The organism is Neobacillus sp. PVCKKU3, from assembly GCF_058323225.1.
The window spans coordinates 66,080-79,060 of record NZ_JBLVQN010000029.1; the positions used below are offsets into that span (position 1 = coordinate 66,080).

Genomic DNA, 12,981 nt, shown 5'->3' on the forward strand with positions numbered 1-12,981 from the left:
TTTATTGGCTGCCAAACCGGCCAACTTTTCTCTGTTCGGGGCACCAATTCTCTTTTTCAAAAAAACAAAACCTCAAACTAAAGTATAAGTTTGAGGTTTTGTTTTGGATTAAAGTGCCCCCATCCCGCCATCAATTCGATATTGGGCACCTGTGATGAAAGAACTCTCATCAGAAGCTAAGAATAAAACTAAATTAGCAATGTCAGCTACTTCTCCGTACCGTTGAAGAGGTATACTTTTGGCAAATTGGTCTTTTGCACCTTCCGGGTTTTCCGGACTAAATCCAGATTCTAAAGAACGCATCATTCTCGTATTAACAGGCGATGGATGAATGGAATTCACTCGAACGTTAGCTCCAGCTGCCTCAAGTGCTGCCACTTTGGTCAACCCAATTACCGCATGTTTACTTGTAACATATGGAGCAACACCTGGTGTGCCTCCGAGTCCCGCTACAGAAGATGTATTAATGATACTGCCGTATCCTTGTTTCGTCATAACAGAAAGAACGTGCTTTAATCCTAAGAAAACACCATTCACGTTAACGCGCTGGACTTTTTCAAAATCCTCAAGGGACGTTTCCATGATTGGCTGAACTTTCCCTTCAATTCCTGCATTATTGAAGAAAATATCGATTTTTCCGAAACGTTCAACCGTTTGTTTCACATAGTTTTGAACGTCCGATTCTTTTGATACGTCTGCTTGGACAATAAGTACATCGCCAAATTGACTCAGTTCTGCTTTAGTCTGTTCAAGGGATTCTAGCAGCAAATCAACTAAAACAACCTTAGCTCCTTCCTGTAAGAACCGTTTGGCCGTTTCCTTTCCAATTCCGCCTGCCCCGCCTGTAATTAGCGCAACACGATCATTTAACTTACTCATCTCATTTCACCTTCCTTTTTTACTATTAAAAGAGGTTTACAAAATTTAGTAACATCACAAGACCATTATAACCTTTTTCAGATAATTACTAATATTGAATTTACAGAAATAAGTGACAATTTATTGAAAAGTAGTTTATTACTTTAATAGAATAGGTCCAAATCAATAAAATTCAACCAAAAAGAATCTTAAAGTTAAATTCTCAGCATATAATGATTTCGGGTGATAAATATGGATCGTTATCTCGAACAAACATTTGAAATCAGGTTTTTGAAAATCGGGATTATCGCCAATGCGGGAATTTTGCAAATTGGTACGGGGTCAGCTGCAACGATACCAAAAACTACTCCAGTCGGATATACGACAATCGGAGAGACTGTCGCTCCACTTTTGGCACCACCGTCTGTTCCATTACAAGCACCAATACGTGATATTGGAAAAGGTGTGTAATTAGAAAGTAAGGGATTCTTTAAATTGCAGTTATAATTGCATCTAATTTATCAACGATTTTGTATATAAAAAAGAAATGACTCATTAAAATAGAGCCATTTCTTTTTTACTTGTGCATCTCTATCCATTTTTTTCTTACAAAAATTAATGAATCAAAATAACTAGTCCTGATTAAACCACAGTGGATCTTTGTTATCAACTTCCCCATTATAATTAATTAGAATCTCATCCCCTGCTTTTATATCTTTGTAAGCATAGAATTCAAAGGTGTGGTTATCAAAATTAATCTCATAAAATGCATTAGGCTCGTATGAATGGTTAAACAACATTCCATAACCTAGAAGGATCGCAGAATGATTGATCCCATACTCAAAAGCGTAATCAGCAAGCAGGGTTTTCTCAATGTATTGATGCTCTTCGTTTGGATATGCAATGACAGGTGCTTCATGTAAAAGCTCTCCCTTTTTGATATCACGTGTAGCAAATACCCCTCTATCGAATTCTCCATCACTTAGTGGAGATTTTTTTATTTCAATCATGTTGTTCTCCTATTCATCTTTAAAATTTCCTTACTAAACTTTAACATTAAATTAAATATTATGCTCCTTTTTTTACGTTCTTTTTTAAAATGATGTATTCTACCTTTTCATTATATTTTGATTTCTAAGTGATTCTCTATCAATCGATTGGGGAGGTTTTTCAAACCATCCATGATCAATTAAGAGTTTTGCACCTTCCTGAGCATAGGTCCCGGCTCTAATAATATAGCCTTCATAATTAACAGTTAAGTCCTTTCGCAATGATGCAGCTATGGCAAGTCCAAAATCTCCAATACCAATGGCACTTTGTGCACTTGTATGAAATAACATTAGTTTATCGGAAAAAGGTGGGTCAGTGCTATTGGTAATGGTAGAATCCCATGTAGAGGGATATGAATTATCATCTTCTTTTAGTTTTATCATAAAATCTTCCACCATTTTCTTTCCTAATTCATATCCATCTTTAAAGTAGTCACTAATTTTTTTGGATTGAGCGACTTGGCTAAATCCTAAAAGCATTGTTTTCGCCACATTTGCCACTTCGATATTAATTCCTAAATGGGCAATTTCTATTCCCAGGAGCGGTCGCCGATGACCTATTAGCCCAGCAAGGAACTTTCTCTCTGTTATATACTCAACTTTATCAGGATAGGCCATATAAGGAGATCGGATAAAAATCCCTTTATCCTGCATCAGTTCTGTATTACGGTCATATAGCGTTTCGGTTTGATTGTAAAACTGTTTGAATAAGTTACGGACATCTTTACGGGCAGAGATTGACTTAGCCAAACTATAGGAATTCAATCCCGTTCTACCCATATGATGCAAGTATCGCAAATACGTGATATCCGAAAAAAGCTTCTTTGCTTGCAAGTTCACATCCTGTTCTCCAAATCCATTAGGAATAGGAATGCCTTCTTTTGTAAATAAATCCGATATTTGTGCCACATGGTCAAGGGAAAACTTTAGAGCAAGTTTAATAATTGGTTTAATGTCCGGATCTTCGCAAGTTTGTAAAAAATGTTTTAAAATACAAATAGACATGGTGTCACCAATATAGGTACTCCATAACATCGAAATTTCCGCAGATGTTATTTTGGGTACGTGTTCTGCCATAAATCCCCAACTCCATCACATATATTTAGATTTTCGATTTATTTCTTGAACTAACCATTTTATAAATACAGCCTTTGCAACATATATTGGAAGCGAATAGATGTATTTCCAGTTATCTAATTTATAAATGTTAAGCCAGACTGTCAAAGGTTCAAATATAAAGGTGAAAATAGTTGCCATAACTATATTAACAATGATAAATGATTTCCATGTTTTGCAGAATTGATAAACCGTCATATGGGCCACGATAAGTATTCCGTAGTCAACTGCGACTAATCTTGGTATCACCTGTAACAATTTATAGGGATATGACCACAGGTGAAGATTAGCACCTATATCATCCAACAGTCCAACCAAAAGCATTAATAAAGTGCCAAAAAGTACAATTTCCTTTAATCTAGCTTTATCAACGTACCTCCACCATATAATCCATGGAAGAATAAAAATTATCAAAAGCAGCCACCATTGAAATGTAAACAAATCATGATGAAGCCAATATTCATTTTTCATTTCAGTTAACTTATATTCGACTTTTTGAATTTCATCATAACTTGGATAGGCTGCTTTCAACTTCTTCACTCTCTCGTATCAGATGGTTATTATTATCCCCTTTTTTATATTTTTCCTATTCAATACTGGCCTGTGCAATTTACCACATGCCCGGGTTTCAGATTTTGGAGGACCATTCCATCACTTTTTTACTTTTATTTTCTTCGGTATCGTCGTCCAATACTTTGGGTCTTCTAAGCCGAGCCGCCACATCCCGATTCCCTGTAGGTTATATTTTTCTACAAGATCTAGCTTTAACTTAAGACTCTCGCTATTCTCAAACCACACCTGGTGGCTATGTTGTTCTTGATCGACATAACTGAAATGAGGTGTTTTTGAACGGGAGTCCCATAGAACTTTAGCTTTATATTTTGTTTTCTGACCCATTAACTCTTCATATGAGCTATACTTGCCTTTGCCTGCTGTTGTATCCCAGTCCCATCCATAACCAGCGATACCGAGTAAAATTTTTGCCGGTGGTACTTTATGTTTCAAAGCATAACGAATCGTTGCCTCTGTCCAATCGACTGATGCTGTTGAGCCTGGTTTTGTTCTTGGGTTATGTTCATCGTACGTCATAATCATTAACCCATCTGAATATTGACCAAGCTTTTCGTAATCAAACCACGGTGACCAGGGATTAGCACGGGAATCACCTGTGTTTGCCGGGACTGAAACCGTCACTATTTTTCCATCACGATGAAGTGCGTCAGACAATTCTTTTATCATTAGACTAAAGGAATCTCGATCAGTCAAATTCAAATTTTCCATGTCAATATTAATACCGTCATAATTAAACTGAGTGACTTCATTGCGTAAGTTCTGAATGAAAACATTGCGGTTATTATCGTTATCGAGGACATTACCCGCAACCTCTTTGCCCTTCTCAACGGTTTCATAAAAGAGATTATGTACAACCATATATACCTTTAGGTGTTTACTATGAGCACTCTGAATAACATTTGTCTTATGATCTGCTGGAACGGAACTTATAAGACTTCCCGGACTTTTATCGTCTAACTTATACCAAAAGGGAGCGATGCTGCTTAAACTTTTGAATTGTGAGTCCACAGTCGGCTGCGACCCTGGATACGTTCCTTCCTGTTCGGTGTAGAAACCTAAAACTTCACGAGGAGTTTTCTCCTTTTTGTCCACCCCTTTTGTTTGCGACTGACCACACGAGGACATAATTAATAAGGCTATGCATAAATAGACGATGGTGAATGACCAATAACCATACTTCGTCATAATACACCTTCTTCCAATTAGTATATTACTTAACTTGATTAGAAAAGGTGTAACTTATTCACGAGTGAGGCATGGGGACGGTTCTTTTGCCTCATTTTGAAATAAAATAAAAGGACAACAGTCGAATCTCGCTGTTGTCCCAGTTTCCTTTAATCTATCGTTTCCTTTAACCATTGCAATACCTGATCGATGTCATCCTTCGTCGTATACCTGCCCAAACTAAAGCGGATGGCCCCCATTCCAACCTTTTCAGGAACAGCCATCTCCTTTAGTACCGGTGATAATTCGATGCTGCCGGCATGGCAAGCCGAACCGGTTGAGGCCGCTAACTGTGGGATCGTCGCCAGCAAATCTTGGCCTATTTTTTCGACAAAACTTACGTTCAATGTATTGGGCAGACGCTCCTCAGGATGTCCATTTAACTGAACGCCGTCCCCAAACCCGACTTTTAATCCGCTCCAAAAATAATCCGTCAGCTCTTTTAATGAGCTATTTCCCACATGGCTTTCAGCGATTTCACATCCTTTTCCCAATCCCACTGCCAACAAGGTATTTTCCGTCCCTGCCCGCAGCCCGAATTCATGACCGGCCCCATGAATCAGTGGTTCCAGTTGGATTCCATCTTTAATATAAAGCGCTCCAATTCCTTTAGGAGCATATAGCTTATGGCCTGCGATGGTCAGCATATCGACTTTTAACTCCTTCACATTAACAGGCACTTTCCCGATTGATTGAGAAGCATCCGTATGGAAGGCAATCCCATGCCTTTCTGCAAGGTTCCCAATCTCGTGAATCGGCTGTAAAGTCCCGGTTTCATTGTTGGAATGCATAATCGAAATCAGTATAGTGTCCTTCGTGATGGCTCGTTCAATTTCTTCCACTGACACTCTCCCGTATTGATCAACGCCTACGTACGTAACCCTCGCCCCGATTTGTTCGAGAAATTGGCATGGATTTTTCACAGCTGGATGTTCTACTTTTGATGTAATGATATGGTTGCCTTTGCTTTTATTCTTAAAATAATAGCCTTTTAATGCGAGGTTATTGGCCTCACTTCCCCCACTTGTAAAAATCACTTCCCTCGGAGAACAGCCAATTAATCCGGCAACTTGTTCCCTTGCGTTCTGTAACAATTCTTTCACTGGTGTCCCAGCCCAATGCAGCGCTGATGGATTTCCATAATAGTCATGCAGGAGCGGCATCATGGCATCGATTACTTCAGGAGCCAGAGGTGTACTGGCGTTGTAGTCCAAATAAATTTGTTGCATTTACCGATTCATTCCTTCCCCGGAGGATTCCCATTTCCCAAGTAAACTTTCATACTGTTCTACTAGTTTAATCTATGTTTATTTTACGAGAGCTCGGTATTTATAACAAGTTCCGCAGCGTTCTTCCCCTTATTCAAAAAAATACCCGCCAATCCATTACAGCTCAGCGGATGATGGGTATCAAAGTTAAGAGGACCATTCTGGTCAATAAGGAAAAGTAGCATGTAAAATTAATTAAATTGGGCACGAATCCCTTCAATTGTCCGATTTAGGAAATCCTGCAGCTTTTGTAAAAATGATTGCCCCTCATCTGAATGTAAAAAGGTGGAGACTTTTTCTGCTGTTTCACTTACCTGGTTCTTTACTTGGTTCCAGTCAATGTCCATTCCCTTCAGTTTGTTGAAGAAATCTACTAACATATTTAACTCTTCATTTGTTAAAGTAATCCCAAGCTCCGTGGCAGCTTGTTGAATAATTTCACGTATGTCAGCTTCTGTCTTCGGATCATTTTTGGCGATTTCATCTTTGACTTTTCCCATAAGCTCAGCGGCTTTGTCCGCTCCAATGGAATCACCAAGCTTTGCGGTTTTCACCATTTCTTCATTAGCCGCTTTTTTGACTTCTTCAGGAATTTCTTTATTTGTCGTCGTTTCATAAGCCTTCATAATTCCAGTTAAAGCAGCTGTACCTGATACAGAAAATGGTGCAGTAATCTTGATTGTTGCATCCTTAACACCTGCTGTCATCAATGCATTTTTATACATTTCGTCCGTAACCCATGTAATATTGTTCGTTTGAACCTTTAACCCGGAATCCTGGGCACCAATCGTGATACTTGCTGATGAAATAGCTCGGTTACCTATTTGTGACTTTGGAATAAACTCCCCTAAATATTCATGTTCTTCTTTATTAGATACGGTAATCATTTGTACATTTTCCGGTGCCCCTAACTCGCTTAACATATCATTCTTTTGCTGTTGTGTTAAGTTTTCTCCTAAAGTAACAATGACATCTCCTTCTGATGCATCTGCAAGGCAGATTGAAGGGATCGAGACAAGCATCACTATAGCAAGAAACATTGCCTTTAATTTGAGTTTCAAAATAAAACCTCCTTAAAGCGCCATTTTTCATTGGATGAGTATCTTTTCTATAAAAATACCTCCTGAAAATTTGGCTTTGCCTTATCATAACACCAGAGGTTTGGCATTTCATTATAAGAATCAGTAACAATTATGCCAATTCTATTAAGGTATTTACATAGTGGATAATAATGTTACAGCTAGAGTACGATTTCTTTACCGCCCCATTTTTTATCACAAAAAGAGTAAAGACCAAAGTGGTTCCAGATGTATTCCATGGCCCCCAATATGATTTCACCAAGCAAAAAAGGACAGCAGTTTAATCCTATCGTTGTCCTTTTTAACCTTATATTTCATTTAGCCTTCTTTAGCTGTATTTATCTTTGAAACGATATATCCAAAACCTATAACAAGAACTGTAATAGCAGTTGGTACCAATAAGTGAAAATCGTTTGGGAGAATTGGCTGGAATTTTGGTTCTCCTACCATCATTTCACCTGCTGTCCACGCTAATATTCCAGCACCAGCATAGGTGATCATCGGGTACTTTTCCATGGCTTTTAATATGAATTGACTTCCAAAAACGACGATTGGGATACTAACCATTACTCCAATGAAAATCCCAGCTAAATTTCCTTTAACGGCACCGGCAATAGCTAGTACATTATCAAGGGACATCACAGCATCAGCAGTAATAATGGTTTTCACGGCGGAAATTAAACTTGACCCGCCTACTCTCTGATGATTTTCACCCTCATCAACTAATAGTTTAATGGCTATATATACGAGAAGAAGGCCGCCAGCAAAAGTTAAGAATGGTAACTCTAGTAGGTACACTATTGCTACTGCAAAAATTAATCGTAAAATAATGGCTCCAACTGTGCCCCAAAAGATTGCTTTCTTTTGTTGTTTCTTTGGAACATTACGAGCCGCCATAGCGATTACCACTGCGTTATCGCCACTTAATACGATATTGATTAAAATAACCTCCAAAAGCACCGTGAACGACAAACCGAATATCTCCAATTTAACCACCTCTGGCTTAAGTTTAACTAAGCCATTATATTAATTTGAAGTTGAATAAAGACCTGATTTTATATAATGACAAAAATTTTCTTTCATAGTTTCAATTTGCTCGAACCATTTAAAAGGAGTTTTTTAGAATGAAACGTTTTTGAATTATGGTCGTCTAATTATTACTAACACTGTATTAAATTCCCATATTTAATAAAAGAGGAGTCCCTATGAACGTCATAAAAAAAATATTTTACTTCATTTTGCATTGCTTGATTGGTGTAGAGATTTTGATTCTCATTACGACTTTTCCAATATTATTACAAAATTTATCTTTTAACCTAACGGATTATTTACATGCCGTTTCGGATTTGAACATTAAGCTCTTTACCTTCGGAGAATTTAAGATTGATGGCAAAAACTCTTTGTTTCCTATTATTTTGGTACGATACTTGGAATCTATGAAACTATTTGGTCTTGGGCTTCTGCTTGCCTGTAGTATTGCTGTCTTCCTTTCCTACCTTACCTTTTTCTTTTTTAAAAATAAAATGCATTGGGTGAAAAATCTTCTGAAGGCAGCCGAATCCATACCAGATTTGATGCTGATTCTCTTGCTCCAACTTACTGTAATTATCATTTTTAAGAAAACGGGAATAAAGCTTGCACAGGTCGTATCTGTCAGGGAAAAAGCCGTTCTCCTGCCAGTCATTTGCTTAGGTGTTCCGATCAGCTTTTATGTGACAAGAATATTAATTCTCCACATTGAGGAGGAATTGGAAAAGAACTACATTCTGCTGGCTAAAGCCAAAGGATTAAAGTTTTCCTACATCTTGAATGTCCATGTCATTAGAAATATTATCGAGAGTATGTTTGGATCCTCCAAAACGATCTTTTGGTCCATGCTTTCCACATTGCTAGTCATCGATTATTTATTTAATTTAAACGGTTTGTCACGTACCATGTTATTGGGGTCCGATCCATTTATTATCGGATGCCTGCTGATTTTCGTTCCATTGTTTCTACTCTATCGGGTTTATGAATGGGTAAGCTTTTCGAATAGAAAGGATAATAGATGATATGGTTATATTTTTATTAAAAAAGAAAAGATTCGTCATTAGTGTTCTTTTTCTGGTCACTTTGCTGACATTGAGTTTTTTAAATACTATTGTCAATAATGGTGAGATTGAACAGTTTAAGTTTATCTTTGATGATAAAGGGAATCTAAAAGACACACCACCTTATCCGCCATTCACTGTGTTTATTACTGGTACGGACAGATTCGGTTATAACTTGGGGCATATGATGATTGAAGGAGCAAAATGGACAATTGGGATTACCTTTATTGTAACAGGCCTTCGCCTATTGTTTTCGCTAGTTTTGAGTGCCATCATTTATCCGTTAAAGCCGAGAATCTACGATATGATTAAAGTTATTTTTGAACCTTTTTCGGTCGTTCCCCAGACAATTATTGCCTATTTTATCCTTCATAGTGTTTTATGGGAGCCCATTGATGGATTTTCCTCACTTTTTTGGCAACGGGCATTATTTGAGACATTCATTCTAGTCATTATTGCTACTCCCAATTTAACGGTCCATCTTTCAAGTGAAATGAGGCTTGTTGAAAAGGAAGAGTTTATTGAGGCCGCCAAAACAATGGGTGGGAGTAAAGTTTATTTGTTTTTTAAACATATTGTTCCACACGTTTATGAGAAATGGATATTACTATTTGGCCAACAATTCATCCAAGTTCTCCAGCTTTTAGCCCATCTTGGCTTTATGAGTCTGTTCTTCGGTGGTACGGACGTCCCATATGGAGACCTTGATACTCCCCCACTCTCGCTTTCATATGAATGGTCGGGAGTGATTGGCGGCAGCATTAGCTACCTTTATTCCTACCATTGGATGGTATTAGTTCCAATCATGTTCTTTGTATGCACAGCATTAAGTATGGCTTTTATAAATGATTCCTTGGAAGCCTATTTTAATCGTAGATCTGCAATTACTTCCAATGCGTATATTAAAAAAAGCAATTAAAGGATGATGTAGCTGGTAAATGTATTCTTACTACAAACAAAAGAAGTGATGGTCTTTCCATCACTTTTTATTTGGGCTCTACAATGTTAATCAAATAAAGCGGCTTTAAGTGAAGAAAAATAACGAATCATCTTATTTTTGCTACTCCTAATGCAAAATGGCTCCAAAGGACGTCTTCTACTAATTCAACTTGTGCTTCTTCACAATCAACAATTAAGATTACTTCAGAATGTTTTCCTTTTAAAACCTTTTTCTCTTTCTTTATAACTAATTCCATAAAAAGCCGAATAGCAAACCCAAGAACAAACCCAACAAACGCACCTATCAGTCCCCAATAAATTGGTCCCCAAGCTAATTTAAATCCAATACTGGCTCCAATCACTGAAAATGCAGTGGCAAGCCCCATTCCAATATCAATCAGGCTTGTTCCGTCTGAGCGATGAATGTTATCAAAAATTTTTCGTTCTTCCGCTCTATTGTCCAGAGGGACTGCAAATATGCTATCTTTATGGATCCCCTTTTTCTCTAGCGTTGAAATAGCCATTTCTAAAAATACAGAGGTTTCAAATGTTGAAAATACCTGCACATTTATCACTTCACTTTTTGTCCTTTTAGTATTTTGAAGCCCTCCGCTTGATAATTCTCGGTTAAATGATTTCGTAACTCTTTTTCGAAAAGTTTATTATTCTCAACCGTATTCATATAAGAATCAAAAACTGCAAATCCATAGTGTGAAGGGATAAAAAGAAGCCACTCTGGATTTAACACGTCAGTTGCTTCCTTTATTTTTCCTAAAAATAAAAGTACAACAGCTTCTTGAGCATGAGAAAAATAATAAAATATTACTAACCATACGATGACAAAGAAAGCAGTTAAAATCCTATGTATATAAAGCTGCCCCAGCCCAGGGATAAAAGCCGACCACATAACGGCAAGAATGGGATTTCGCTTATCTAAGTAGTTAATCTCTAAAGCTCCTAATGAAAAAGAATTAAAACGGTGTTCCTCTCGCTCGGCTAAAAGGTAGACCTTATTCATATCGACTGTGGTCCGGTAACTGTCCCAAATACCGAAAAGGTAAACAGGGATATACATAAGAAGCCATCTTGTGTCTAACACCTCTTTTGCCATGTCAATATTCCCCTGAAAGGAATAAATCATGGAAGAATTCACATGTGCTTTAATATTAACAACCACTTCCCAAATAAATAATGCATATCCTCTAAGATATTTAGATAATAACAGATGCCCGAATCCAGGAAATGCGGCGGACCACCATGCAATGATATAAGGATTTCTTAAATGCAATTGGGAGGTGCCAAAAATACTGACATGGGCTTTATACCGTCTCGCCGTATTATCATTTGTATAGTTGTTCATCTAATCCACCTTCAGGAACGATTTATAATATATTTCCAAATGTGGAATATATTTATTCCAGCCATTATTATGCTAACCTGCCCCGTTACTTTAAGTAGATTAGTTCGCAACAGGATGATGGGTCACAAAGTGAAGAGGACAATTCTGGTCCCATTTGCGGAGGAAAATTTGCGGTCATGATGTTATTTAGGTAAGTATGTAATTCAGAATTACATAAAAAAAAGCAAGGCCCGTTAGGCCCCGCTTTATTTGACGATTACTTTTCCAACCATTCCTTCCTGTAAATGGTACCGGCATATCAGGTCATATGTACCAGACATTTTCGGGTTCACAGTAATGGTTTTTTCTGTTCCCGGCAGGACTTCGGCGTCAATCTTGAGCTTTTCCACCGTAAAGGTGTGCTTTTTCTTTCCTTTGTTTTTCAATAGTAACGTTGTCGTACTTCCATTCGGAATCGTGATGACTTCTGGTTTAAAGTAATCATCGTTCAACTCGACCACTATGGGTTTCCCTGACTCAATAGGCGGTGTTAAGACGCCGGTTTCGGCAAAAGCACTGAGTGAGCCTAGAGTTGTCACTACCAAAATCATCGTCATCATAACGGCCAAGCCTGTTAGCCACTTTTTCACAGACATTCATAATCCCTCCTTTCCTTAGACTATTTTTTTCTAAATCATAAAATATTATCACCTATGGACTTAGATAAGTTCTTACTTTTAAATGGACAATCGAATTGTTGGCCAACTTACTTTCAAAATAATGCGGTAAAATAAGGATAAAACTTGTTTGATGGAGGATCCTATGGTTTGGTTTTTGTTGGTTGTTTTTGTTATTGCTTTAGTGATGGGGTTTTTTCAGGTTCCGATCTGGATTATGTATGGCGTATTTGCGGTCATGATTATTTTCATTTTCATTCGTAACCCGCTTGTGTTTGGAAAAGATCCCGAAAAGATAATGGCGTACATAAAAAAATCAAAAGCGCCTCATTTACAATTCTTGTACCATTTTCTTCAAGGGGACCTATCGGCCGCGGAGCAATGGCTGGAAAAGATCCGTATGAAAAAAGCGAAACAAGGCTCTGAATTGATGCTTTTAATGGAGCGGAAAGAATATGGAAAAGCAAAAAAACTCCTTACGAACATGAGTGGGCATAAAACAAAGTGGTACGCTTTGTCGGATATCGCTATTCAGGAAGAGGACGCCGAATCATTCAAAAAATACAGAGGGAAGATAAATGACAGGTTCCTTTTAAAGATGTTAGAAGTCGATCAAGCCGTTTTTGAAGGGAAAAAGAAAGAGGCGGTTGCACTGCTCGAAATTATGATACCTACGTTAAGAGGTTATAAATTACTAACAGCCGTCCAAGCCCGTAAGCAAATACTAGAAGAAAAAATCTAAAAGTCCGAAAACATTCGTTTTCGGACT

At 37.7% G+C, this 12,981-nt stretch carries 16 protein-coding genes; 5 read left to right on the forward strand and 11 right to left on the reverse strand.

Going from position 1 to position 12,981, the window contains the following annotated elements:
• Positions 1–108: 108 nt before the first annotated feature.
• On the reverse strand, positions 109–879 hold the full coding sequence (locus ACNQGS_RS18950; RefSeq protein ID WP_491488705.1) for an SDR family NAD(P)-dependent oxidoreductase: 771 nt from the start codon (positions 877–879) through the stop codon (positions 109–111).
• Between the two features lie 231 nt (positions 880–1,110).
• Between ACNQGS_RS18950 and ACNQGS_RS18955 the strand changes: the two genes are divergently transcribed.
• Positions 1,111–1,329: a hypothetical protein gene (locus ACNQGS_RS18955; RefSeq protein WP_491488706.1), complete on the forward strand. Its 219-nt coding sequence runs from the start codon at positions 1,111–1,113 to the stop codon at positions 1,327–1,329.
• A 161-nt stretch (positions 1,330–1,490) separates the two neighbouring features.
• On the opposite strand, the gene ACNQGS_RS18960 is transcribed toward ACNQGS_RS18955, so the two are convergent.
• The 5 genes from ACNQGS_RS18960 to ACNQGS_RS18980 form a co-directional block, all read right to left on the reverse strand.
• On the reverse strand, positions 1,491–1,868 hold the full coding sequence (locus ACNQGS_RS18960) for an SET domain-containing protein (protein ID WP_491488707.1): 378 nt from the start codon (positions 1,866–1,868) through the stop codon (positions 1,491–1,493).
• Positions 1,869–1,967: 99 nt separating this feature from the next.
• Positions 1,968–2,984: a DUF3231 family protein gene (locus ACNQGS_RS18965; RefSeq protein ID WP_491488708.1), complete on the reverse strand. Its 1,017-nt coding sequence runs from the start codon at positions 2,982–2,984 to the stop codon at positions 1,968–1,970.
• 15 nt (positions 2,985–2,999) lie between these two features.
• On the reverse strand, positions 3,000–3,563 hold the full coding sequence (locus tag ACNQGS_RS18970; protein ID WP_491488709.1) for a CBO0543 family protein: 564 nt from the start codon (positions 3,561–3,563) through the stop codon (positions 3,000–3,002).
• Between the two features lie 111 nt (positions 3,564–3,674).
• Positions 3,675–4,781, reverse strand: coding sequence for a glycosyl hydrolase family 18 protein (locus ACNQGS_RS18975; protein WP_491488710.1), 1,107 nt, complete (start codon positions 4,779–4,781; stop codon positions 3,675–3,677).
• Positions 4,782–4,930: 149 nt separating this feature from the next.
• Entirely contained in the window at positions 4,931–6,049 is a 1,119-nt protein-coding gene (locus tag ACNQGS_RS18980; RefSeq protein WP_491488711.1) for a cysteine desulfurase family protein, read from the reverse strand.
• Between the two features lie 74 nt (positions 6,050–6,123).
• Here ACNQGS_RS18980 and ACNQGS_RS18985 point away from each other — a divergent pair, with 74 nt between their 5' ends.
• Positions 6,124–6,270, forward strand: a complete 147-nt coding sequence (locus ACNQGS_RS18985) for a hypothetical protein (protein ID WP_491488712.1) — start codon at positions 6,124–6,126, stop codon at positions 6,268–6,270.
• Between the two features lie 9 nt (positions 6,271–6,279).
• Here ACNQGS_RS18985 and ACNQGS_RS18990 read toward each other — a convergent pair whose 3' ends face one another.
• Positions 6,280–7,128, reverse strand: coding sequence for a DUF1002 domain-containing protein (locus ACNQGS_RS18990; protein ID WP_491488719.1), 849 nt, complete (start codon positions 7,126–7,128; stop codon positions 6,280–6,282).
• Between the two features lie 357 nt (positions 7,129–7,485).
• Positions 7,486–8,154, reverse strand: coding sequence for a TerC family protein (locus ACNQGS_RS18995; RefSeq protein WP_491488713.1), 669 nt, complete (start codon positions 8,152–8,154; stop codon positions 7,486–7,488).
• Positions 8,155–8,372: 218 nt separating this feature from the next.
• On the opposite strand from ACNQGS_RS18995, the gene ACNQGS_RS19000 reads away from it, so the two are divergent.
• Both ACNQGS_RS19000 and ACNQGS_RS19005 read left to right on the forward strand, forming a co-directional pair.
• Entirely contained in the window at positions 8,373–9,218 is an 846-nt protein-coding gene (locus ACNQGS_RS19000; protein ID WP_491488714.1) for an ABC transporter permease subunit, read from the forward strand.
• Between the two features lies 1 nt (position 9,219).
• On the forward strand, positions 9,220–10,176 hold the full coding sequence (locus ACNQGS_RS19005) for an ABC transporter permease subunit (RefSeq protein ID WP_491488715.1): 957 nt from the start codon (positions 9,220–9,222) through the stop codon (positions 10,174–10,176).
• Between the two features lie 127 nt (positions 10,177–10,303).
• Here ACNQGS_RS19005 and ACNQGS_RS19010 read toward each other — a convergent pair whose 3' ends face one another.
• The 3 genes from ACNQGS_RS19010 to ACNQGS_RS19020 all read right to left on the reverse strand — a co-directional run bounded on the left by ACNQGS_RS19010 (position 10,304) and on the right by ACNQGS_RS19020 (position 12,191).
• Positions 10,304–10,762, reverse strand: a complete 459-nt coding sequence (locus tag ACNQGS_RS19010) for a hypothetical protein (protein WP_491488720.1) — start codon at positions 10,760–10,762, stop codon at positions 10,304–10,306.
• A 5-nt stretch (positions 10,763–10,767) separates the two neighbouring features.
• Positions 10,768–11,556 carry a hypothetical protein gene (locus ACNQGS_RS19015; protein ID WP_491488716.1) on the reverse strand — a complete coding sequence of 263 codons (789 nt, stop codon included), beginning with the start codon at positions 11,554–11,556 and terminating at the stop codon, positions 10,768–10,770.
• A gap of 245 nt (positions 11,557–11,801) precedes the next feature.
• Entirely contained in the window at positions 11,802–12,191 is a 390-nt protein-coding gene (locus tag ACNQGS_RS19020; protein WP_491488717.1) for a cupredoxin domain-containing protein, read from the reverse strand.
• 166 nt (positions 12,192–12,357) lie between these two features.
• On the opposite strand from ACNQGS_RS19020, the gene ACNQGS_RS19025 reads away from it, so the two are divergent.
• Positions 12,358–12,954, forward strand: a complete 597-nt coding sequence (locus tag ACNQGS_RS19025) for a hypothetical protein (RefSeq protein WP_491488718.1) — start codon at positions 12,358–12,360, stop codon at positions 12,952–12,954.
• Positions 12,955–12,981: the final 27 nt, after the last annotated feature.